The following is a 22,622-nucleotide window of genomic DNA, read 5'->3' on the forward strand; positions in this document are numbered from 1 at the left end:
GCTTCCCGGACTCCGGGCCATGACGTGACGGCAGGTGCCGAAACGGTTACGCAGGGGCTCCCGGCGAGCCTTCAGCGGGTGGTCAGCTCAGTCGCTCGATGACCATCGCCATGCCCTGGCCGCCGCCGACGCACATCGTCTCCAGGCCGAACTGCTTGTCGTGGAACTGCAGGGAGTTGATCAGCGTGCCGGTGATGCGGGCGCCCGTCATGCCGAAGGGGTGGCCGATCGCGATGGCGCCGCCGTTGACGTTCAGCTTGTCGAGGTCGATGCCGAGGTCGCGGTAGGAGGGGATCACCTGTGCGGCGAAGGCCTCGTTGATCTCGACCAGGTCGATGTCGTCGATGGTGAGACCGGCGCGCTGGAGGGCCTGCTTGCTCGCCTCGACCGGGCCGAGGCCCATGATCTCGGGGGAGAGGCCGGAAACACCGGTGGACACGATGCGGGCGAGCGGGGTCAGGCCCAGCTCGCGGGCCTTGGTGTCGGACATGATGACGACCGCGGCGGCGCCGTCGTTGAGCGGGCAGCAGTTGCCGGCGGTGACGAGTCCGTCCGGGCGGAAGACCGGCTTCAGGCCCTGGACGGCCTCCAGGGTGACGCCGGCGCGCGGGCCGTCGTCCTTGCTGACGACCGTGCCGTCGGGGAGCGTCACCGGGGTGATCTCGCGCTCCCAGAAGCCGTTCTTGATGGCTTCCTCGGCGAGGTTCTGCGAGCGGACGCCGAACTCGTCCATGTCCTGGCGGGTGACGCCCTTGGACCGGGCCAGGTTCTCCGCGGTCTGCCCCATCGCGATGTAGGGGTCGGGGAGCAGGCCGTCCTCGCGCGGGTCGTGCCAGGTGGAGCCCTCCGACGCGGCCGTGGCTGCGGTGCGGGCCTGCGCCTCGGCGAACAGCGGGTTCGTCGTGTCCGGCAGGCCGTCGGAGCTGCCCTTGGCGTACCGGGAGACCATCTCGACACCGGCCGAGATGAAGACGTCGCCCTCGCCGGCCTTGATGGCGTGCAGTGCCATGCGGCTGGTCTGGAGGGACGAGGAACAGTAGCGGGTGATCGTGCAGCCCGGCAGGTGGTCCATGCCCATCTGCACCGCGACGATCCGGCCGAGGTTGTAGCCCTGCTCGCCGCCCGGGAGGCCGCAGCCCAGCATCAGGTCGTCGATGTCCCTCGGGTCCAGCTCGGGGACCTTCGCCAGGGCGGCCTGGATGATCGTGGCGGTGAGGTCGTCCGGGCGCAGGTCCTTCAGGGAGCCCTTGACGGCACGGCCGATCGGGGAGCGGGCGGTCGAGACGATGACGGCTTCGGGCATCACGGCTCCATTGGCGTACGGGTGAGTCCCGGGTTCTGGGGGCTCTACGGGCAGGACTGCTTGGGAAGTTACCCGGCCGTATGGCCGGGGTCACGGGTGTCGCGGTGTGACCCTGAACGCACTTTCTAAGCGCTTGCTTGGCTGTATGACGCCGGACGACCGCCCCACCCGCGCCCGCCCACGAACCGACACGGCACCGAGGCCCGCCGGCGGCTGCGCACCCACGCCCGGCCCGTGGCGCAGCCCCCCACCGGACCGGGCATCCGCGCCCCGCTCACCCGAGCGGGGAAGCCTCTGGTCGGGGCGGCCTCGCGCAGGCCCGCCCGCGGGGCGGTACGCCGTCGGAGCCCGCCAGGGCTGCGCACCCGCGGCCGAGCGGTGACCTCGGGGCTCGGGCTGCGCACCCGCGGCCGAGCGGCGACCCCAAGGGCTGCGGACCCGCGGCCGAGCGGTGACGCCGGAGGGGGCGGGGCGCGCGTGCTCGGGTCGGTGCGCCCGTGGGCCGGAGCCGCTCGCCGGGGTGGGCCAAGGGCCGGCCGTGTCCGGGGCCGGGTCGGTCACGGGGACGGTGCCGCCGGGGCGCGCTGGGGTTCCGGCACCCTGCGGCGGCGTCGGCGCTTGAGGAGGGCCCAGGGGCCGCGGGGTCCCGTCGGCATGGCCGCCGTGACCTCCGTACCGGCCTCCGAGGCCGCCTCCGCCGCGGCCTGTGCCACCGGCAGGAAGCCCTCGCGGCGGGACACGTCCGGGCGCTCCTCCTCCGCGGGCCACAGTCCCAGCGCCGCGCACACGGTCGGGAGCACCGCCATGGCCGCCGTCGCGTACCCCTCCGCCGAGGGGTGGTAGTGGTCGGGCCCGAACAGCTCGCGGGGGTTCGCCTCGAACTCGGGGCCGAGGAGATCGCCCAGCGACACGGTGCGGCCACCCTGTTCGATCACGCCGATCGTCTGGGCGGCCGCCAGCTGGCGGGAGGCTCTCCGGGCCAGCCAGCGCAGGGGCTGCGGGACCGGCTCGATCGTGCCGAGGTCGGGGCAGGTGCCGACCACCACCTCCGTGCCGGCCGTCCGCAGCCGTCGTACCGCCGCGGACAGATGCCGCACCGAGCGCGTCGGCGGCATGCGGTGCGTGACGTCGTTCGCCCCGATCATGATCACGCAGACGTCGGGCACCTGGTCGAAGGAGCCCAGGACCAGCGCCACCTGACGGTCGAGATCGTCGGACTGGGCGCCGGGAAGCGCCACGTTGCGGAGATCGACCGGGCGTTCCGCCACCGCCGCGAGCCCGGACGCCAGCAGCGCGCCCGGCGTCTGGCCGGAGCGGTGGACGCCCTGGCCCGCCGCCGTGGAGTCGCCCAGCAGCACCAGACGCAGGGGCTCCGCGGCCGGGGTGCCGGGAGCGTCGTAGGTGCGTCCGTAGCGGCCGTCCGCGTGCGGGACCCGGGGATGCTCGCCGATGCCGTTCACGTGACGCCGGGCCATGTGCGCCTCCGCCAGCAGCAGCCCCACCGCCGCCGCCCCGGCCAGGCCGATACCGCCGCCGCCGTAGGCCGCGCCGGCCGCGATGCGCCGGGCCACTCTCGCCCTCGACATGCTCGTCATGCCTCGACGCCACCTCCTCGTGTCCGTACACCCACTCCTTGCCCCGTACGGACCGTCGCCCAATCTCGACGGGGAGTGAACCTCGCGGGCGGGCCGTAGGCTGGCGTCACCACTACGACCACTGTTTTTGCAAGCAACCGGAGACAACGGTGCGATTCCACGACTCGATGATCAGCCTCGTCGGCAACACCCCGCTGGTGAAGCTCAACAGCGTGACCAAGGGCATCCGGGCGACCGTCCTGGCCAAGGTGGAGTACTTCAACCCGGGTGGTTCCGTGAAGGACCGCATCGCCCTGCGCATGATCGAGGCCGCCGAGAAGAGCGGGGAGCTCAAGCCGGGCGGCACGATCGTCGAGCCCACCAGCGGGAACACCGGCGTGGGGCTGGCCATCGTGGCGCAGCAGAAGGGGTACAAGTGCATCTTCGTGTGCCCCGACAAGGTGTCGACGGACAAGATCAACGTCCTTCGGGCGTACGGCGCGGAGGTCGTCGTCTGCCCCACCGCCGTGGACCCGGAGCACCCGGACTCCTACTACAACGTCTCCGACCGGCTGGTGCGCGAGACGCCGGGCGCGTGGAAGCCCGACCAGTACTCCAACCCCAACAACCCCCTCTCCCACTACCACTCCACGGGTCCCGAGCTGTGGGAGCAGACGGAGGGGCGGATCACCCACTTCGTGGCGGGCGTGGGCACCGGCGGCACGATCTCCGGCACCGGGCGCTATCTGAAGGACGTCAGCGACGGCAGGGTGCAGGTGATCGGCGCCGACCCCGAGGGCTCCGTCTACTCCGGCGGCTCCGGGCGGCCGTACCTGGTCGAGGGCGTCGGTGAGGACTTCTGGCCGACCGCCTACGACCGGACCGTCGCCGACGAGATCGTCGCGGTGTCCGACAAGGACTCCTTCCAGATGACCCGCCGGCTCGCGAAGGAGGAGGGCCTGCTGGTGGGCGGCTCCTGCGGCATGGCCGTCGTGGCCGCCCTGCGGGTCGCCGAGCGGCTCGGCCCCGACGACGTCGTGGTGGTCCTGCTCCCCGACAGCGGCCGCGGCTACCTCTCCAAGATCTTCAACGACGAGTGGATGGCCGACTACGGCTTCCTGGAGGACGAGGGTCCCAGCGCCCGTGTCGCCGACGTCCTCAACGACAAGGAGCACGGCGCCATGCCGTCCCTCGTCCACATGCACCCGGACGAAACGGTCGGGCAGGCCATCGAGGTGCTGCGCGAGTACGGCGTCTCGCAGATGCCGATCGTGAAGCCGGGCGCCGGTCACCCGGACGTCATGGCGGCGGAGGTCGTGGGCTCGGTCGTCGAACGGGAGCTGCTGGACGCGCTGTTCACCCAGCGGGCCTCGCTCTCCGACCCGCTGGAGAAGCACATGTCCGCCCCGCTGCCGCAGGTCGGTTCCGGTGAGCCGGTCGGCGACCTGATGTCCGTGCTCGGCAGCGCGGACGCGGCGATCGTCCTCGTCGAGGGCAAGCCGACCGGAGTCGTCAGCCGCCAGGACCTGCTGGCCTTCCTGGCCAAGGGCGGCAAGTAGCCCGGACTTCGACGGCGCGCGGGCGCGCGGCGGGGACGCCGTCCGGGGCCCGGAGCGCGGGTGCAACTTGCCGGCGTCCGGGCCGAAACCTCCGGGAAACCTCCGGTGAACCGCCCGTCCGGCCGTCGAACTTCCGCTTGCCTACCGAAGTGGTGGACTTCGCGGAAGTGGTACGAGCGTGTCACGTCCGCGCAGCACTCGCTTAACACGCGTCCGGCACATTAGTGGGTGTCGGCAGGGCGGGAGCGGCTCCCCGCCCCGGCCGGCAACCGAACGGCGTCACGGACCTCCGGAGCGGCTCCCGGACCTCCACAGGCGCCACGGACGCGCAAGCCCGGCCTGACCCGGCCCGCGTCCCTCGCGGGGACCGCCGTCGTCCCGCCCCCCGGCAACGGGGGTGCGGCGGTCCCCGCGCACAGCTTCTTTCCGGCCCGGTCTCCCCGGCCTCGATGTCAGTCCCCGGTGAGAGCATCACGGTCATGGCCCTGCCCCCACCCGACGACCTGACCTCGCTCGTCCTGCGCACCGACTTCTCGGACGACGCGGCCTGGGACGCGCTGCGCGCCGCCTACGACCACCACGACGACGGCCCGCACGCCACCTGGGTCAGCGACCCCCGGTTCGCCGGCGCGGACATCCCCGCGCTGATCCACGAGGACACCGCGGCGGACGAGGACGACCGGCTCACCTACGTGTTCCTCGCCGACGCCCGGGCCCTCGCCGACGGCCCGGAGCGCTTCCTGCTCGCCCTGGACCTCTACGACGAGCCCGGGCGGACGTTCCGGGTGCCGCCCGCCTGGTTCCCCGACGTGTCCGCGAACCTCTCCATCGCCAACCTGGACTTCGCGGACTTCGCCGACTGTGCCGACGAGACCGGCACGTTCCGCGGCTGAGACGGCTGAGGCGGCTGAGGCCACCGGACCGCCCGGTGCCCGCCGGTCCGGTGGCCGCAGGTCCGGTGCCCGTCAGTCCTTCCAGTCGTCGTCCTTCGAGGAGCGGCGGCGGCCGCCGAAGAGGCCGGGGTGGGTACGGGCGGCCTGGACGGCGTTGACGCCGACGATGCCCACCCAGGAGACGATCAGGCCGGGCAGTTGCGCGGTGCCCGCGCCGATCGCGGAAAGCGGGACCGCCAGCACCAGCGAGACGATGCCGAAGCCGAAGCGCTCGCCCCAGGAGTCCGTGGCCCTCGGCGAGCGGGCGTCGCGGGCGGTCGCTGTCTGCGCCTCCGCGAACCCCCGGCGCACCCGGCGCTCGACCGCCGCGTCGATGCGCTGGTCGACCTTCTCCAGGAAGGAGTCCACCAGCGCGGACTCGTACTCCTCGCCCAGTTCCCTGCGGGTCTGCAGGGTGGCGTCGAGTTCCTTCTTCAGGTCGGTGTCGCGCGCGTCCATGGTGGTCTCCCATCCCGTCATGGACCTCAACGGTAAGGAGCGGGCGGACCCCTCGCACGGGGGATATCCCCCCTCTTCGGGGTCGGGCTGGCCGGGAGGGACCCGAGCGGCGCGGGGCCGCGCCGGGCCTTCGGGACTTGCCTGCCTGCATAGGCTCATGCAGAGTTCTTGGTGACTGAATACTCCGAGGGGGTGGGCCACCGCACGCGGGCGGCGCGTACCGTCTCGTGATCGGCTGCGCACGCGTCGCCGCCGCACGGCGGCCCGGCCGCCGGAACGGTTCACGGACATCTGGAGGGGGAGCGCGGCATGAGCGCGGAGACCGACATGGGCGACACGGGTGCGGCGGACACTCCCGCCGGACGGCTGCAGGCGCTCTTCGAGGGGCACCGGCTGACGCCGACCCAGCGGCGCATCGCCCACAGCATGGTGCGGCGCGCCGCCGACGTGCCGTTCCTGTCCAGCGTGGAGCTGGCCGAGCTGGCCGGGGTCAGCCAGCCCTCCGTGACCCGGTTCGCCGTCGCGCTCGGCTTCGACGGCTACCCCGCCCTGCGCAGGCACCTGCGCGAGGTCGCGCCCGCCGAACAGCCGGCCGGCGCGGCGTCGTACAACGCCTACCAGCAGGCCGTCGAGGCCGAGATCGAGAACCTGAGGCACCTCGCCGAGCTGCTCGCCGACCCGCGCCCGGTGCGCAGGGCCGGCCGTCTGCTGGCCGCCTCCCGCCCGCTGCCGGTGCTCGGACTGCGCGCCGCCGCCTCCCAGGCGTACGGCTTCTCGTACTTCGCCGCCAAGGTCCACCCCGACGTACGGCTGCTCGACGAGGGCGGCACCATGATCCAGGACCGTATCGACGCCGCGGTGCGCGCGGGCGCCACCGCGCTGCTGTGCTTCGCCCTGCCCCGGCACCCGCGCGAGGTCCTGGACACGCTGGCCTACGCCAGGGAGGCCGGGCTGACCGTCGTCACGGTCGCCGACTCCGCGTTCGCGCCGGTCGCCAAGGTCTCCGACCTGCTGCTGCCGGCCGCCGTCGGCACCGGGCTCGCCTTCGACACGGCCTGCGCGCCGATGCTGCTGGGCCGGGTCCTGCTGGAGGCGATGTGCGACGACCTGCCCGAGGCGCAGGCCCGGCTGGAGGAGTTCGACGCGCGGGCGGCGGCACGGGGGCTGTTCGTCGAGTAGGGCCGTTTTTTCAGATTCGTCTCACGTTCGCTCACTAGTCTGAACCGTCATCAGAACAGTGCCGGAGTGACGAGGAGGCGGACGTGGCACGCGGAGGTCAGGGGCTGGCTCGGGTGGCCGTCGTCGTACGGGCCGGGGCCGCGCCGCTGTGGTGGTGCGGGGTGTTCGCGGCGGGGGTCGGTGTGCTGCCGGCCGGACTCACCGGCCGCCGGATCGGGGTCCTGGCCGGGGCCGCCCTGTTCCTCGTCGCCGCCGCCGTGGTGGCGCTGTACGGCCGGCGGCGCTACACCGCGCTCGCCGGCGGCGCCGCCCGGGCCGGCAAGCACGATGTGCTCCAGGACCGGGCGGTCACCGTCCGTGCCTGGCGGCGCGGCCACCGCTGGTGGCTGCTGCTCGCCTTCGTGGCCGCGCTGGGCAGCTCCTTCGCGGTGCCCGCCACCGCCGGCATGCTGCTCGCCGGCTGCGGCACCGGCCTGCGGCTGAAGGCCGCCTGGCTCGGCCGGCGCGAGCGGGCCGCGAACGCGTTGCTGTGGGTGCGCGTCGACTGGCTGGGCCGGTACGGCGGCCGCCCGGCCGGCAAGGCCGTCAAGGCGTACCGGAGCACCGGCGTCGCGGCGGGCGACGCGGCCCCGGGCGGGGCCCGCCGCCGTACCGAGATGTACGTCTAGTCAGACCTCCAGGTCCTCCTCGATTCTCCTCAGCTGGTGGCGGGCCATCGCGAGGTTGGCACGCTTGGCGTCCAGGACGAGGTACAGGAAGAGCCCGTTGCCGCCGCGCCCGCTGATCAGACGGATCAGGTGGTACTGGTCGGACAGCGTGATGAGGATGTCCTCGATCTGCGCCTTGAGCCCGAGGTGCTCCATGGTGCGCATCTTGGCGCGCACCACGTCCGTGTTGCCGGCGGCGGCGACGTTCAGGTCGAAGCCCTTGCTGCCGCCGAGCGTGCCCAGCGCCATGCCGCTGGTGTAGTCGACGAGCGCGGCGGCCGTCGCGCCCTCGATGGAGGCGAGCGCCTCTTTCAGTGCGGTTTCGGTGTTGGCCATGACGTGTTCCTCGGTTCCTCTCGACTTTCCGTGGTGGTGCGCGCGGGCGTGGATGTGTCGCGCGCCGATCTGGTCCATAGGGGTGCGGCGGTGGGTCTCGCGGGTGTGCGCACGGGCGGCTGGGCCGGGGGCTTCGCGGGCACGGCCTTCGGCTCGCGCGCCCGGACCTCCCGCTCCTTCGCCTCGTACGCGTCGACGAGCTCCCCGATGCGGGCACCGGCCCGGCGGCTCTCCAGGTGCAGCCGGCCGACGTTGACCCGGTCCTGCGCCAGCACCGTCAGCACGGCGCTGCCGCCCGCCGCGTAGGTGGCGACATAGCCGTAGACCCCGCGCACCAGCAGCTCGCGGAAGTCGCCCTGTCCGGTGGTGTCCGCCAGTCGTACGGCGACGCCGAGGGCGGCTGCGGTGAGCGCGGCCACCCCCTCCGGCTCCACGCCGGGCGTGTCGTGAGCGAGGACGAGCCCGTCCACGCCGGCCGCGAGCGCGCCGGTCAGCTGCGGCACCCGGGCCCGCAGCCGGCGGAGCTCGTCGAGGATCTCGGGGCCGGCGGCCATCAGCTCGCTCCTCCCGTCGCGTGATCGCTGCCGCTCAAAGGGCCTCCAGCGCATCTCTGAGCCTCTTCAGCAAGGTGATGTCGGGGTCGTTGACACGGGGCAGGGAGATGCCCCGCGGGGGGTTGGCGGCGGGGGGCGTGCCCGGTGCGCCGCCCGGGGCGGGTGCCCCGGCCGGCCCCGCGGGCCCGGCCGGCGCTCCCCCGGGGTGCGGTGCGCCCGGGGTGCCCGGTGCCCTCGGCGGGAGGTGTGGCGGGGGCGGCGGGAACAGGGCGGTCAGCGCTCCCGCGGCGGCCAGCCGGCGGACGTCCACCAGGGTGTGGAACGCCTGCCGGCCCAGCTCCCGGGCGATGTCCGAGGCCGTGCGCACCCCGTTCACCAGCGCCAGCACGGCACTCTGCCGCGCGGTCGGCGCCGGCGCGGCGACCGCCTCGGCGCGCAGCAGCGGCGCCCCGTCCGTCAGGGGGTCCGGCCAGAGCCGGTCCAGCAGCTCGCGGCGGCGCAGCGTCTCGCGCTCCAGGGCGCCCACCGGGACCGGCCGCAGCCCACCGAGCGGGTGCCCGGCGCCGTAGCGGAAGCGGCCCGGAGTGCTGCTGGGGGTGAGCGCGAAGTACGCCGCGTCGTACAGCGCGCCCAGATGGCACAGCTCCAGCGCGCCGCGCGGGATCCGGTCGGCGTCGATCAGCAGCCGCAGCGCGCCGTGCTGCTCGTCGGCCCGGTCCAGCGCCTCCTGCCAGCTGCCCCCGTCGAGCGTGCCGTGGGTCAGGAGGAGCACGTCGAGGCCCGGCGCGAGCGGACTCTCGGCGTGCACCACACGGCCCTCGGCGAGGTAGAGCGAGCCGCGCTCGCGCTCCAGGACGCCGGTGGCCCGCTCGGCCGCGAGCCGGGTCAGCATCGGCGACAGTCCGCCGCCCGCCCGCTCCCGGGCCGTCGATCTCTCCCGCACCGGCAGCCGGGGCGGCGGGGTGGTCCCCTGCGGTGTCGTCCCCACGAGCGTCATCCCAGCACCAGCCGTCCGGCCATCTCGCCCAGCCGGATCCGGGCCAGCGCGAGATTGCCGTCCGACCGGTTCAGCCACACGTGCAGGAAGACACTGCTGTCGAAGGAGGTCGGCACGAACCGCAGCAGGTGGTAGCTGTCCCGGTTGCTGATGATCAGGTCCTCCACCGGGGGATCCGCCCCCGCCCCGTCGTCGCCGAGGGCGTCGGAGCCGACGGGCGTGAACGCCCGCTGCTCGGCCGTGAGCCGCGCGACCTCCGCGGCCTCGGCCGCCGCCGCCTCGTGGTCGCCGCCCGGGAACTCCCCGACGGCGCCCAGCGCCAGCCCGCTGGTCCAGTCGACCAGTGCTGCTCCCCGGGCCCCGGGCAGCCGCATGGCCTCCAGTAGGCACTCGTCGATTCCGGGCACCGTTCGGCTCCCCTCCCGCCTGCGGTTCGGCTGAGTGATGACGACGCTACGCAACGTATGCGCGAGGGGTGAGGGATCTGGCATTTTCCAGCGGAACATGCGGCCGAGTGACTAGGGTTGGTCGGCTGACCCCGTTTCGGGGCGCGACGCCCCATGCGTCCCATCAACACCGTGACCACCGCATACGTCAACGGCGCGCGCGTCCGCCCTGGGTGGTGACCGCGGCGTCACGCGCCCCTCCTTCACTTCGCAGGCCCCGGCCGCCCTCCCGGCGGGGTGTCGCCGTGACGTATTGACTAGCTCTATTCATCGAGTCAGGATGTGAATAGCGAAAGTAACAATCCGCCGGGATGAACCATCCGCAAGGAGGCAGACCATGTCAGGACCCCGCCCCGTACGAGCGCCGCGCGGTACGGAACTGAGCGCCCTGGGATGGCAGCAGGAGGCCGCCCTGCGGATGCTGCAGAACAACCTCGACCCCGAGGTCGCCGAACACCCCGACAAGCTCGTCGTCTACGGCGGCACCGGCAAGGCGGCCCGCGACTGGCGCTCCTTCGACGCCATGGTCCGCACGCTGAGGACCCTCAAGCAGGACGAGACGATGCTCGTCCAGTCCGGCCGCCCCGTGGGCGTCATGCAGACCCACGAGTGGGCCCCGCGCGTCCTCATCGCCAACTCCAACCTCGTCGGCGACTGGGCCACCTGGGAGGAGTTCCGCCGCCTGGAGGCCCTCGGCCTGACCATGTACGGCCAGATGACCGCCGGCTCCTGGATCTACATCGGCACCCAGGGCATCCTCCAGGGCACCTACGAGACCTTCGCCGCCGTCGCCGCGAAGAAGTTCGGCGGCACCCTCGCCGGCACCATCACCCTGACCGCCGGCCTCGGCGGCATGGGCGGCGCCCAGCCGCTCGCCGTGACGATGAACGACGGCGTGGCGATCTGCATCGACTGCGACCCGCGCGCCATCGAGCGCCGCATCGAGCACCGGTACCTGGACGTGAAGGCCGACAGCCTGGACCACGCCCTCCAGCTGGCGGTCGAGGCCCGCGACGCCCGCCGCCCGCTCTCCATCGGCGTCCTCGGCAACGCGGCGGACCTCCTGCCGCAGCTGCTGGCCATGGGCGCCCCCGTCGACATCGTCACCGACCAGACCTCCGCCCACGACCCGCTCGCCTATCTGCCGACGGGCGTCGCCTTCGAGGACATGGCCTCCTACGCGGCCAAGGACCCGGCCGGCTTCACCACCCGAGCCCGCGAGTCCATGGCCCGGCACGTCGAGGCGATGGTCGGCTTCCTGGACGCCGGCGCCGAGGTCTTCGACTACGGCAACTCCATCCGCGGCGAGGCCCAACTCGCCGGGTACGAGCGCGCGTTCGCCTTCCCGGGCTTCGTGCCCGCCTACATCCGCCCGCTGTTCTGCGAGGGCAAGGGCCCCTTCCGCTGGGCGGCGCTCTCCGGTGACCCGGCCGACATCGCCAAGACCGACAAGGCGATCCTCGACCTCTTCCCCGAGAACGAGTCCCTGGCCCGCTGGATCAAGATGGCCGGCGAGCGCGTCCACTTCCAGGGCCTGCCCGCCCGCATCTGCTGGCTCGGCTACGGCGAACGCGACAAGGCCGGCGAGCGCTTCAACGACATGGTGGCGAGCGGCGAACTGGCCGCCCCGCTGGCCATCGGCCGCGACCACCTCGACTGCGGCTCCGTCGCCTCCCCCTACCGCGAGACCGAGGCCATGCTCGACGGCTCCGACGCGATCGCGGACTGGCCGCTGCTCAACGCCATGGTGAACGTGGCCTCCGGTGCCTCCTGGGTCTCCCTCCACCACGGCGGCGGCGTCGGCATGGGGCGCTCCCTCCACGCCGGCCAGGTCACGGTCGCCGACGGCACCAAGCTCGGCGGCGAGAAGATCCGCCGTGTCCTGACCAACGACCCCGGCATGGGCGTCATCCGGCACGTGGACGCCGGATACGACATCGCGGAGTCGGTCGCCGAGGAGCGGGGCGTGCGGGTGCCGATGCGTGAGGGTGACGACGCGTGACGTTCCACAGCATGTGGACGGAGTTGCTGCCCATCGGCCGCGACTCCGTCTCCCGCGGCTACCGCCGTTTCGCCTGGACGCCCGCCGACGCCGAGTGCCGGGCCTGGTTCGAGGCGCAGGCCGCGGCGCGGGGGCTGGCCCACGAGGTGGACCGCAACGGGAACCAGTGGGCCTGGCTCGGGGACCCGGCCGCCGGGGACGCCGTCGTCACCGGCTCGCACCTGGACTCCGTGCCGGACGGCGGCGCCTTCGACGGGCCCCTCGGGGTGGTGTCCGCCTTCGCCGCGCTCGACGAACTCCGCGCCAGGAACGCACGGTTCGACAAGCCGCTCGCCATCGTCAACTTCGGTGACGAGGAAGGCGCCCGCTTCGGCCTCGCCTGCGTCGGCTCCCGGCTCACCGCCGGACAGCTCACCGTCGAGCAGGCGCACCGGCTCACCGACGGCGACGGGATCACCCTCCCGCAGGCCATGGAGGCCGCCGGCCACGACCCCGACGCCCTCGGCCCCGACCCGGAGCGGCTCTCCCGCATCGGCGCCTTCGTCGAACTCCATGTCGAGCAGGGCCGTGCCCTGGACCTCTCGGGCGACCGGGTCGGCATCGCCAGCGCCATCTGGCCGCACGGCCGCTGGCGGTTCGACTTCCGCGGCGAGGCCAACCACGCCGGCACCACCCGTCTCGCCGACCGCCGCGATCCCATGCTGTCGTACGCCGAGACGGTCCTCGCCGCCCGCCGCGAGGCCGAACTCGCCGGAGCCGTCGCCACCTTCGGCAAGATCTCCGTCGAACCGAACGGCGTCAACGCCATCCCCTCCCTGGTGCGCGGCTGGCTCGACTCCCGCGCCGCCGACCAGGCCACCCTCGACACCGTGGTCGGCGGGGTGGAGAAGGAGGCCCGCGCGTACGCCGAGGCGCACGGCGTCGACCTCGACGTCGTGCGTGAGTCCTTCACACCGGTCGTCGAGTTCGACCACGCCCTGCGCGACGAACTCGCCCGCATCCTCGGCCGGGACACCGACCTCAAGGTCCCCGTCCTGGGCACCGGCGCCGGACACGACGCCGGGATCCTCTCCGGACGCGTCCCGACCGCCATGCTGTTCGTGCGCAACCCCACGGGCGTCTCGCACTCCCCGGCCGAGTTCGCCGCCGAGGACGACTGCGTGGCCGGGGTGCACGCCCTCGCCGACGTACTGGAAGGACTGGCCTGCAGGTGACCTCCACGCAGCGGACCCGGACCTACTGGCTGGAACACGCCTGGCTCGGCACGCACGTCGAGCCGGGCGTCGCCCTCGAGGTGGCCGACGGCCGCATCACCGCCGTCCGGACGGGCGCCGGCTCCCCGCCCGCGGGCGCCGAGATCCTGCGCGGCCTCACCCTCCCCGGCCTCGCCAACGCCCACTCCCACGCCTTCCACCGCGCCCTGCGCGGCACCGTCCAGGTCGGCTCCGGCACCTTCTGGACCTGGCGCGAGGTCATGTACTCCGTCGCGGACCGGCTGACCCCCGACACCTACCACGCCCTCGCGCGGGCGGTGTACGCCGAGATGGCGCTCGCCGGCATCACGGCCGTCGGCGAGTTCCACTACGTGCACCACGCCCCCGGCGGCACGCCGTACGCCGATCCCAACGCGATGGGGGAGGCCCTGATCGAGGCCGCCGCCGACGCCGGTATCCGCATCACCCTCCTCGACACCGCCTACCTGTCCTCCGGCTTCGGACAGCCCCCCAACGCCCACCAGCTCCGTTTCTCCGACGGCAGCGCGGACGCCTGGGCCGAACGCTGTTCACTTCTCAAGGAACGGGATCACGCGAGGATCGGGGCGGCCGTCCACTCCGTACGGGCCGTGCCCGCCGACCAGCTGGCGACCGTGGCGCGGTGGGCCGAGGACCGCCGGGCGCCCCTGCACGTGCACCTGTCCGAGCAGACCGCCGAGAACGAGGCGTGTCTGGAGGTCCACGGCTGCACCCCGACGCAGCTCCTCGCCCTGCACGGAGTCCTCGGACCGCGCACCACCGGCGTCCACAACACCCACCTCACCGCCGAGGACGTCTCCCTCATCGGCGGCAGCGGCACGGGCACCTGTATGTGCCCGACGACCGAGCGGGACCTCGCGGACGGCATCGGGCCGGCCGTCGCCCTGCAGAACGAGGGCTCCCCGCTGTCCCTCGGCTCCGACAGCCACGCCGTCATCGACCTGCTCGAAGAGGCCCGCGCGATGGAGCTGAACGAGCGCCTGCGCACCCGCACCCGCGGTCACTGGACGGCGGCGGCGCTCCTGCGGGCGGCCTCCGCCGACGGCCACGCGGCCCTCGGCCGTCCCGACGCGGGCACCCTGGAGACCGGCGCCCCCGCCGACTTCACGACGATCGCCCTCGACTCCGTCAGGACAGCGGGCCCGCTGCCCCGGCTCGGCGCCGAGACCGCCGTATTCGCGGCGACCGCGGCGGACGTACGGCACACGGTCGTCGCGGGCCGGCACGTCGTACGCGACGGGGCGCACACGCTCGTACCGGATGTGCCGCAGGCCCTGGCGCGGGCTGTCGAAGTCCTGCGCGCATAGCCGCGGCAGCGACCACCGAGGCCCCCCGCCCCCACGAGGACACGCTCGAGGACACGATGAGCAGCAGCACCGTCATCACCAACATCGCCACGCTGGTCACCAACGACCCCTCCCTCGGTGACGGCTCCCCTCTCGGCCTGGTCCGGGACGCGGCCGTCGTCATCGAGGGCGACCGCGTCGTGTGGACCGGTGATTCAAGCAAAGCACCCGCCACTGACAACCGGGTCGACGCCGACGGCCGCGCGGCCCTCCCCGGCTTCGTCGACTCCCACTCCCACCTGGTCTTCGCGGGCGACCGCACCGAGGAGTTCAACGCCCGGATGTCCGGCCGCGGCTACACGGCGGGCGGCATCCGCACCACGGTCGCCGCCACCCGCGCCGCGAGCGACGAGGAACTGGAGGCGAACCTCGCCCGCTACCTCTCCGAGGCCCTCCACCAGGGCACGACCACCTTCGAGACCAAGTCCGGGTACGGCCTGACCGTCGCCGACGAGGCCCGTGCCCTGCGCCTCGCCGCCGCCCACACCGAGGAGGTCACCTACCTCGGCGCCCACATCGTCTCCCCCGACTACGCCGACGACCCGGCCGCGTACGTGGCCCTGGTCACCGGCGACATGCTCGACGCCTGCGCGCCCTACGCCCGCTGGATCGACGTCTTCTGCGAGAAGGGCGCCTTCGACGGCGACCAGGCCCGCGCGATCCTCACCGCCGGCAGGCAGAAGGGCCTGCACCCCCGCATCCACGCCAACCAGCTCTCGTACGGTCCCGGCGTGCAGCTGGCGGTCGAGCTGGACGCGGCGAGCGCCGACCACTGCACCCATCTGACGGACGCCGACGTGGACGCGCTGGCGAACAGCCGTACCGTCGCGACCCTCCTGCCCGGCGCGGAGTTCTCGACCCGGGCCGAGTGGCCGGACGCCCGCCGCCTCCTGGACGCGGGCGTGACCGTGGCCCTGTCGACGGACTGCAACCCGGGCTCTTCGTTCACTTCGTCCGTCCCCTTCTGCATCGCCCTCGCCGTACGGGACATGGGCATGACCCCGGACGAGGCGGTCTGGTCGGCGACGGCGGGCGGAGCGGCGGCCCTGCGCCGCACGGACATCGGCCGCCTCACCCCCGGAGCCCACGCCGACCTGACCCTCCTGGACGCCCCGAGCCACGTCCACCTCGCCTACCGCCCGGGCGTCCCCCTCGTGTCGGGCGTGTGGCGGCGAGGCGTACGGGTGGTCTAGAGGCCGTCGCTCAGCGGGTGGGCGGACGGCCGTCCGCCCACCCGCCGCTCGAAGGGGTGTCGGCCCGCCCTCGCCCGGGTCAGGTGGCCCCCGCCCGCCACCGCTGCTCCTCGCCCCCGTCCAGCGGCCGCAGTGTCACCCCGCCGTCCGGTTCTGCCGTCACGCCCGTCAGGATGGCGATCGCCGGTCGCATCGTCCCGTCGGCGTCCACCGTGAATCTCAGGTTGTCGCCGTTGCGTCCGTCCACCGACGCGCACTGCCAGACCCCCACCCCCCTGTCCACGGAGCCCCGGCTGTCCAGACAGAAGTCGGGGTCGGCGTACGACTGGACCACGCCACGGCCCGCGTCCACCCGCCACCGCTGACTGGGCGAGGAGGAACAGGGGACCGTCATCACGTCCGTGCCGTTGGCGAAGTCGCCGGCCACCTCCAGACAGCGGCCCGTGGCGACGTTCACGACCTGGGCGTACGTCCCGCCGGGCGCGCGGGTCGCGGACGGGGTGGGGACCGGGGTCGGTTTCGGGGGTGCGCTGGTGCGCGACGGTGGGGAACTCGGCCGGGGGGAAGGCGACGCGCTGGTGGGGACGGGTGCGGGCGCGGACACCGAGACCGTCGCCGTGACCGTCACCGGAGGGGCGGTCGACGGGCGGGCCGCGACCGCGCTCGTCTCCTCCCGCGCGTCGTGCGACGGCAGCAGGAACAGCAGCAGCGGCACCAGCGCCACCCCCGCCACCGCCGACACCAGTGCGACTCGGCGCGGAGGCCGCCGAGCCGGCTTCCGGGCCACCTCGGCCACCCCGGCCGCCGGCTCGCGCTCCTCCCGCACGTACGCCGTCCCGCCCCACGGCAGCAATCCCTCCGCCAGTGCCGTGCGCGGCGTGTCCCGAAGGGTGCGCTGCTCCTCGTACGCCGTCGCGCAGTGCGGGCAGTGCGCCCGGTGTGCCTCCAGGTCGGGGCTGCGTCTCGCGCCCTCCGGGCGTACGGCCTCCTCGATCAGCCGCCGGAAGTCCCCGCAGCGGGGGTCGTCGGAGGCGGCGAGGCGCAGCCGCAGGCAGGCCTGGGCCAGGGAGTGCAGGGCGGGAGCGACCCCGTACGTCACGTCCTCGGGGGTCAGACCGAGGAGTACGGCGATCCGGTGCGCCTCCTCCCGCTCCACCACGCCGTACCAGAGCAGGCCCTGGGCGCGGGCGGGCAGGGCGTGGAAGGCGGGCAGCAGGGGCGGGAGCGGACCGCCGCGTGCCGAGGTCGTGTTCAGGACGAGGAGCAGGCCCGGGTCCAGGCCGCGCGCCCGGTCGTCCGTGGCCCAGTCCGCCGCCGCCCGCCCCGCCTGCAGCAGCAGCCGGTGCCGCCAGGCGCCGCCCGGTTCGCTGCCGCCCGCGGTCTCGCGGGCCGTGCGGGTGAACGCCTCCGCCGCCAGGCGGCGTGCGGCCGGTTCGCTCGTCGTGCACAGCCGGGCGTACGCCAGGACGGCGGGCTCATGGCGGGTGCGGAGGGAGCGCAGCGCCGGGTACGCCCGGGCGGGCGCACCCCGCAGCAGGTCCGTCAGCCGCGCGTCCGAATCCCCGGAGTCGGTCAGCCCGGGCGAACCAGGAGAGCCGGGGGAATCAGTGGAGTCATCGGCGTGTCCGCCGTCTCCGTCGGCACGGACCACGAGCCGCCTCCTCACCATCGCTGACGTACTGGTCAGTCTGAAGTGGAGGTGACCCTAGTGGCGAGAGGGGTGCCGTGGGGAGGTTTCCGGGGGTAAGCCTTCGCCGCCGGGGCCGTGCACGGGGCTGTGCACGGCCCCGGCGGCGGGGCTTCGGTCTCCGGGGCTGGCGCGGCGGGCCGCTCCCGGCCCGGCCGCTGCTGCCGGCCGGGTCTACTCCTCGACCGTCAGTCCCTTCCGCAGCCGCACCAGGGTCCGCGACAGCAGCCGCGAGACGTGCATCTGGGAGATGCCCAGCTCCTCGCCGATCTCCGACTGGGTCATGCCCGCGACGAAGCGGAGGGAGAGGATCTGGCGGTCACGGGGCGGGAGTTCGGCGATGAGGGGCTTCAACGACTCGACGTACTCGATGCCTTCGAGCCCGTGGTCCTCGTAGCCGATGCGGTCGGCGAGGGCGCCCTCCGCGTCGTCCTCCTCGGGCTGCGCGTCCAGGGAGGACGCCGTGTAGGCGTTGGACGCCGCCATACCCTCCACGACCTCCTCGTTCGTGAGGCCGAGGCGCTCCGCCAGTTCCGCCACGGTGGGGGAGCGGTCCAGCTTCTGCGCGAGCTCGTCGCCCGCCTTGGCCAGGTCGAGCCGCAGCTCCTGGAGCCGGCGCGGGACGCGTACGGACCACGACGTGTCGCGGAAGAAGCGCTTGATCTCACCGACGATGGTCGGCATCGCGAAAGTGGGGAACTCGACGCCCCGGGACAGTTCGAAGCGGTCGATCGCCTTGATCAGGCCGATCGTGCCGACCTGGATGATGTCCTCCATGGGCTCGCTGCGCGAACGGAAGCGGGAGGCGGCGAACTTGACCAGGGCGAGGTTCAGTTCGACGAGGGTGTTGCGGACGTACGAGTACTCGTACGTGCCTTCCTCGAGCGACTCCAGCCGCTCGAACAGCGTCTTGGACAGGGCGCGCGCGTCGACGGCGCCGATCTGTCCGATCTCCTCGTACGGAGGAATCTCGGGGAGCTCCGCGATGGGATCCAGATGTTCCTGAACCGGTGGGGGTGTCGACGTCGCTGTCGGGGTATGCGATGCGTCGAGCCGGGGTGACATGATGTCCTCCATCGTTCTCGGCATATGGCTGCCGAAGCCAGTGAGCGCACTACGGTGTGCGGCGCCTCCAAAGCCGGCCGTGTCGGTTACGTGTTCCTACTAGGCCTACCGGCTTTACCGAGCTCTCCGCAAGTGCGTTTTGTTGGCTTATGTCCGTTTGTGCGTGATTGTTCGGCTGTTGGAGCACGTGACGAAGGCGTAGTGTTCGAGGGCGTCCGGCAGGTGGTTCAGCAGGCTGTCGGCAGGTAATCACCAAGCAGTGAGCAACCCGGGAGAGAGACGCATGGGTGGCGGGACGGTCGGCAGCGCACAGTCGGGCCGGCTTCTGGTCGAGGTGCGGGACGAGGGCTCCAGTGCCGTCGTGACTCCGGCGGGTGAGTTGGATCACCACACCGCCGATCTGTTGCGCGAACCACTTGAGGAGTGCCTCTCCAGAGGACTCAGCAGGCTGGTGGTGGACTGCTCGCGGTTGGAGTTCTGCGACTCCACCGGCCTGAACGTCCTGCTCGGAGCGCGCCTGAAGGCGGAGGCGGCCGGTGGCGGAGTCCATCTGGCGGGGATGCAGCCCGTCGTGGCCCGGGTCTTCGAGATCACCGGAGCGGACGCCGTCTTCGTCGTCCATGACGATCTCGCCGCGGCGCTCGCCGACGAGGACGGCTGAGGGAGACTGGGGCGGCGGTGGACGGGCGGGATCGCCGTTCTGTCCGTCGTGCTGTGGACGGGGGGTGTTCCGCCGGTTCCGTCGGGCAGGAGACATCCTGAACGCGAACATGTCGGCGGCACTCTCGGTGGACACATCGACGGAACATCGACGGAAATGCCGGCGGGCCACGTACTGCTCTGTACCGCACTCTGTGCTGGAGTGAATGTTGAATTGTGAACCGGTGAATCGGTGAGGTGAAGCGCTGATGAGCACCACCCGGTCCTACTCGCCGGGCGACCGCGGTCCGGAGCAGGAGCCGGAGGCCGGCGGCGCTTCCGGGGAGTCGGCGGGTCGTCAGGTCCGCAGACTGAGCTTCGACGGCGTGAGCGGGGTCGTTCCGGCGGCCCGCGACTTCGCGCGTCAGGCGCTGTACGCGTGGGGCTGGCTGCCCGCGGCCACCGCCGACCAGCGGGCCGCCGCGGAGGACGTGCTGCTCGTCGTCTCCGAGCTGGTCACCAACGCGTGCCTGCACGCCGAGGGGCCGGAGCGGATGGTCCTCGGCTGCGACAAGAAGGTGATCCGCGTCGAGGTCTCCGACCGCGGCACCGGCCAGCCGGCCCCCCGCACCCCCCATCGGGCGGGACGTCCCGGCGGCCACGGCATGTTCATCGTCCAGCGGCTCTGCCTGGACTGGGGCGTCGTCCGCAGCCCCGGCCTCGCCGGCAAGACGGTCTGGGCGGAACTGGGCGCCCCGGCCTGACCCCGACCCGACCCCTCGGCCACCGGGTCACCCCGGGCCCGCCCCCGGCCAGGCCCGACCTTCGGCCACCGGGTCACCCCGGGTCCGCCCCCGGCCGGGCCCGGCCTTCGATCACCGGGCCGCCCCGGGTCCGCCCCCGGCCGGGCCCGCCCCCCGGCCACCGGGCCCGCCCCAGGCCCGTCCCCGGCCAGGCCCGACCTTCGGCCACCCGGCCGCCTCGGGCCCGCCCCCGGTCACCCTGGCCCGCCCCCCCGGCCACCCCAGGCCCGCCCCCGGCCCCCTGGCCGCATGGCCACCCGGGCCCGGCCCTCGGCGCCGCCTCGCCCCCGCGTGCCCGCACCCGCTCCCGGCTGAGGCCGCGAGGTACGGAGGCGCACCCGTCTGGTCGGCGGCGCGCGAGCCGGTGACGCGCGAGCCGGCGGCTCGCGAGTCGGCGGCGCGGCCGGGCCGGCGCTGCGCCCTGGTCGGCGCCGCACTCCAGGGCCGTGGCGCCGGTCGGCGTCGTACGACGTCCTGCGGCACCCCTCTCCTCACCACCCCCGGAACCCGCACGCCGGATCGTCACAACTCCGGCGCTCCTCTTCTCTTCCCTCCTCATCCCCCCGGGCGTACCTTGACGGCTCGATCTGATGCCTCGTCAGGAAATGAGGGGACCGTGCCGAACCGGAAGCGAACCGCCGCGCTCGCGACTGCCGCGGCCCTGGCCGGTGCGGCGGTCTGGACGGCCGCCCCCGCGGCCATGGCCGAGGTCGTCGACGTCAACTACTCCTGCAAGACGCCCATCGGCGACAAGAGTGCCGTCTCGCCGATCGACATCAAGGGTGTCAAGAGCGGCAGCGGCTACAAGATCACCATGTCCTGGCAGAAGGGCGTCTCCTCCAGCCCCGTGGAACTCGGCGCGGGTTCGATGAAACCGAGCGCCACCATCAAGCTGGGCGGCGCCGACAGCGGCACCCTGGCCGTCACCGGCCCCGCCAACCAGGCGGCGATCCCCGAGAACACCCCCATCAAGATCAACGACCTGAGCGGCACGTACACCCCGAAGAAGACCGGCAAGGTCACCTTCACGGCCGGGATCCTCACCATCAAGGCCCTCGGTACGACCACCACCTGCACGCCCACCAACAGCCCCGGCCCCTCCCTCACCCTCGACGTGACCGCGTCGAGCGGCGGGAACAGTGGCGGTAGCGGCGGCAGCGGCAGTGGTGGCAGCGGTGACAGCGGGGGCAGCGGCGGCGCACTCCCGCAGACCGGCCCCGAGGACTCGGCGATCGCCCTCGGCACCCTCGGCGGCACCGTGCTGCTCGCGGGGGCGGCGGGCGTCCTGTGGCTGACCCGGCGGAACCAGCCCCGCTGACGCCGTCCTCGTCCGCCCCACCCTCCCGAGAGAGCCGGCAAGAAGAGCCACCGGAGCCGCCGATGCCGTACGCCCGCGCCGCCCGTGCCCTGCTGCTGTCCCTGCCCCTGTCCCTGCCCCTGCTCGTGGCCGCCGGCCCCGCCACCGCCGGCGGCTGGTCGGCCGCGCCCTCCGGCGGCGGGCGGCCGTCCTTCTACGCGGAGGGCGCGCCCGGGGCGGTGCTCCAGGACACGGTCGCCGTGACCAACCGGGGCACCCGGCCGCTCACCGTACGCCTGCGCGGCACCGGCCTCGGAGGGCTCCCGGTCGCCTTCGCCGACAGCGCCATCCGGGTCCCCGCCCGTACCCGCGCCGAGGTGCCGTTCACGGTGACGGTTCCGGCGGACGCGGCCCCCGGCGCCCGCTCCGGCGCGGTCGTCGTACGGGAGTCCACGGGCCGCCGGGTCACCGTCCGGCTGCTGGTGCGGGTCGGCGGCCCACGGCTGACCGCGCTGACCGTCGAGCATGTGGCCGTGCACGGCGACCGGATCACGTACGAGCTGGTCAACCGCGGTACGACGGATCTCGTCCCCCGGCTCGCCGTACGCGCGGACGGGGTCCTCGGCACCGTACTGGACCGCGCCCCGCGCACCCTGCCCGTCCGGCTGCCGCCCGGCTGCCGGCTGAAGCTCGACGAGCCCTGGCCCGACCGCCCCGCCCTGGACGCGGTCACCGTACGTCTGACGGTCACCGCGCCCGGCGCCCCGCGGGCCACGGGCCTCGCGTCGGCCCGCTTCGTGCCGTGGGGTGCGGCGGGCGCGGCCGGGGGCGTGCTGTCGGTCGTGGTGGGGGCCGCGGTGGTCGTACGGCGTCGCAGGGGCCGTCGGGGCGATCGCGCCGAGGCCGCGGGGCCGGGCACGCGCACACCGGGTCCGTTGTCGGTCGCGGCGGGCGCGGCCGGGGGCGTGCTGTCGGTCGTGGCGGGGGCCCTGGTGGTCGTACGGCGTCGCAGGACGCGGCCGGGCGGTCGCGCCGCGGCCGAGGGGCCGGGCGCGTCCTCCTCCAGCGGGGGCGGCGCCGACGGGGCCCGGCTCCCGTATGTCCGTGCCGGTTCGCACGTGCGGGCCGGCTCGCACGGGGACACCTCCGTCGCGTCGACACCCTCCGCCGGCCGGCCGCACGGGCCGGACCCGGCTCCCCGGCCCTGCCCGGTGCCGGCGCCTTTCCGTGACCCGACCGGTGCGGCCGGTCCCGGGCGCCGGGCCGATGCGAGGGGAGCGGGCACATGAAC

At 73.7% G+C, this 22,622-nt stretch carries 21 protein-coding genes; 12 read left to right on the top strand and 9 right to left on the bottom strand.

All coding sequences use genetic code 11. The annotated features are described in order from the left end of the window. Window positions 1-82: 82 nt before the first annotated feature. Entirely contained in the window at window positions 83-1,303 is a 1,221-nt protein-coding gene (locus ACFY2L_RS35880) for an acetyl-CoA C-acetyltransferase (RefSeq protein WP_390659052.1), read from the bottom strand. 557 nt (window positions 1,304-1,860) lie between these two features. Further along, window positions 1,861-2,898, bottom strand: coding sequence for an SGNH/GDSL hydrolase family protein (locus ACFY2L_RS35885; RefSeq protein WP_390824435.1), 1,038 nt, complete (start codon window positions 2,896-2,898; stop codon window positions 1,861-1,863). 149 nt (window positions 2,899-3,047) lie between these two features. Between ACFY2L_RS35885 and ACFY2L_RS35890 the strand changes: the two genes are divergently transcribed. Continuing rightward, window positions 3,048-4,436 (top strand): cystathionine beta-synthase, encoded by a 1,389-nt coding sequence (locus ACFY2L_RS35890; RefSeq protein ID WP_390659050.1) that lies wholly within the window; start codon window positions 3,048-3,050, stop codon window positions 4,434-4,436. A 479-nt stretch (window positions 4,437-4,915) separates the two neighbouring features. After that, entirely contained in the window at window positions 4,916-5,329 is a 414-nt protein-coding gene (locus ACFY2L_RS35895) for a DUF6924 domain-containing protein (protein WP_390824436.1), read from the top strand. A 72-nt stretch (window positions 5,330-5,401) separates the two neighbouring features. Here ACFY2L_RS35895 and ACFY2L_RS35900 read toward each other — a convergent pair whose 3' ends face one another. After that, on the bottom strand, window positions 5,402-5,827 hold the full coding sequence (locus tag ACFY2L_RS35900) for a hypothetical protein (RefSeq protein WP_390824460.1): 426 nt from the start codon (window positions 5,825-5,827) through the stop codon (window positions 5,402-5,404). A 309-nt stretch (window positions 5,828-6,136) separates the two neighbouring features. On the opposite strand from ACFY2L_RS35900, the gene ACFY2L_RS35905 reads away from it, so the two are divergent. Continuing rightward, window positions 6,137-7,006, top strand: a complete 870-nt coding sequence (locus ACFY2L_RS35905) for a MurR/RpiR family transcriptional regulator (RefSeq protein ID WP_390659048.1) — start codon at window positions 6,137-6,139, stop codon at window positions 7,004-7,006. Window positions 7,007-7,089: 83 nt separating this feature from the next. Next, on the top strand, window positions 7,090-7,674 hold the full coding sequence (locus tag ACFY2L_RS35910; RefSeq protein ID WP_390824437.1) for a hypothetical protein: 585 nt from the start codon (window positions 7,090-7,092) through the stop codon (window positions 7,672-7,674). On the opposite strand, the gene ACFY2L_RS35915 is transcribed toward ACFY2L_RS35910, so the two are convergent. Genes ACFY2L_RS35915 through ACFY2L_RS35930 form a run of 4 tightly spaced genes read right to left on the bottom strand, consistent with a single transcriptional unit; the run spans window position 7,675 to window position 10,007 of the window. Beyond that, window positions 7,675-8,049 carry a hypothetical protein gene (locus ACFY2L_RS35915; protein WP_390659046.1) on the bottom strand — a complete coding sequence of 125 codons (375 nt, stop codon included), beginning with the start codon at window positions 8,047-8,049 and terminating at the stop codon, window positions 7,675-7,677. It lies immediately after the preceding gene. Then, window positions 8,025-8,603 carry a roadblock/LC7 domain-containing protein gene (locus tag ACFY2L_RS35920; RefSeq protein ID WP_390659045.1) on the bottom strand — a complete coding sequence of 193 codons (579 nt, stop codon included), beginning with the start codon at window positions 8,601-8,603 and terminating at the stop codon, window positions 8,025-8,027. The genes ACFY2L_RS35915 and ACFY2L_RS35920 overlap by 25 nt, the downstream gene beginning before the upstream one ends. A gap of 34 nt (window positions 8,604-8,637) precedes the next feature. Next, window positions 8,638-9,600: a transcriptional regulator gene (locus tag ACFY2L_RS35925; RefSeq protein ID WP_390659044.1), complete on the bottom strand. Its 963-nt coding sequence runs from the start codon at window positions 9,598-9,600 to the stop codon at window positions 8,638-8,640. Further along, complete coding sequence (locus ACFY2L_RS35930) at window positions 9,597-10,007, bottom strand: hypothetical protein (protein WP_390659043.1); 411 nt, start codon at window positions 10,005-10,007, stop codon at window positions 9,597-9,599. The genes ACFY2L_RS35925 and ACFY2L_RS35930 overlap by 4 nt, the downstream gene beginning before the upstream one ends. A 376-nt stretch (window positions 10,008-10,383) precedes the next feature. Between ACFY2L_RS35930 and hutU the strand changes: the two genes are divergently transcribed. From hutU to hutI, 4 genes are read left to right on the top strand one after another with little or no spacing between them, the layout of a single operon-like run. Beyond that, window positions 10,384-12,048: a urocanate hydratase gene (gene hutU, locus ACFY2L_RS35935; protein ID WP_390659042.1), complete on the top strand. Its 1,665-nt coding sequence runs from the start codon at window positions 10,384-10,386 to the stop codon at window positions 12,046-12,048. After that, a complete protein-coding gene (locus ACFY2L_RS35940) occupies window positions 12,045-13,262 on the top strand; it encodes an allantoate amidohydrolase (RefSeq protein WP_390659041.1) in 1,218 nt (405 codons plus the stop codon). The genes hutU and ACFY2L_RS35940 overlap by 4 nt, the downstream gene beginning before the upstream one ends. Then, entirely contained in the window at window positions 13,259-14,608 is a 1,350-nt protein-coding gene (locus ACFY2L_RS35945; RefSeq protein WP_390824438.1) for a formimidoylglutamate deiminase, read from the top strand. The genes ACFY2L_RS35940 and ACFY2L_RS35945 overlap by 4 nt, the downstream gene beginning before the upstream one ends. Window positions 14,609-14,664: 56 nt before the next feature. Then, a complete protein-coding gene (gene hutI / locus ACFY2L_RS35950) occupies window positions 14,665-15,840 on the top strand; it encodes an imidazolonepropionase (RefSeq protein WP_390659040.1) in 1,176 nt (391 codons plus the stop codon). 79 nt (window positions 15,841-15,919) lie between these two features. Here the strand turns inward: hutI and ACFY2L_RS35955 are convergent, their stop codons facing one another. Both ACFY2L_RS35955 and ACFY2L_RS35960 read right to left on the bottom strand, forming a co-directional pair. Continuing rightward, window positions 15,920-17,491 carry a ricin-type beta-trefoil lectin domain protein gene (locus ACFY2L_RS35955; RefSeq protein WP_390824439.1) on the bottom strand — a complete coding sequence of 524 codons (1,572 nt, stop codon included), beginning with the start codon at window positions 17,489-17,491 and terminating at the stop codon, window positions 15,920-15,922. Window positions 17,492-17,701: 210 nt separating this feature from the next. Next, window positions 17,702-18,592, bottom strand: coding sequence for an RNA polymerase sigma factor SigF (locus ACFY2L_RS35960; RefSeq protein ID WP_390659038.1), 891 nt, complete (start codon window positions 18,590-18,592; stop codon window positions 17,702-17,704). Between the two features lie 283 nt (window positions 18,593-18,875). Here ACFY2L_RS35960 and ACFY2L_RS35965 point away from each other — a divergent pair, with 283 nt between their 5' ends. The 4 genes from ACFY2L_RS35965 (at window position 18,876) to ACFY2L_RS35980 (ending at window position 22,620) form a co-directional block, all read left to right on the top strand. Further along, the gene (locus ACFY2L_RS35965) at window positions 18,876-19,253 is read left to right on the top strand and encodes an STAS domain-containing protein (RefSeq protein WP_390659037.1); all 378 of its coding nucleotides are present in this window, start codon (window positions 18,876-18,878) and stop codon (window positions 19,251-19,253) included. Between the two features lie 247 nt (window positions 19,254-19,500). Continuing rightward, window positions 19,501-19,995 carry an ATP-binding protein gene (locus ACFY2L_RS35970; RefSeq protein WP_390659036.1) on the top strand — a complete coding sequence of 165 codons (495 nt, stop codon included), beginning with the start codon at window positions 19,501-19,503 and terminating at the stop codon, window positions 19,993-19,995. Between the two features lie 655 nt (window positions 19,996-20,650). Continuing rightward, a complete protein-coding gene (locus ACFY2L_RS35975) occupies window positions 20,651-21,352 on the top strand; it encodes an LPXTG cell wall anchor domain-containing protein (RefSeq protein ID WP_390824440.1) in 702 nt (233 codons plus the stop codon). A gap of 62 nt (window positions 21,353-21,414) precedes the next feature. Then, window positions 21,415-22,620: a hypothetical protein gene (locus ACFY2L_RS35980; protein WP_390824441.1), complete on the top strand. Its 1,206-nt coding sequence runs from the start codon at window positions 21,415-21,417 to the stop codon at window positions 22,618-22,620. Window positions 22,621-22,622: the final 2 nt, after the last annotated feature.

The sequence above is a fragment of the Streptomyces sp. NPDC001381 genome (assembly GCF_042895685.1).
GTDB lineage: Bacteria > Actinomycetota > Actinomycetes > Streptomycetales > Streptomycetaceae > Streptomyces.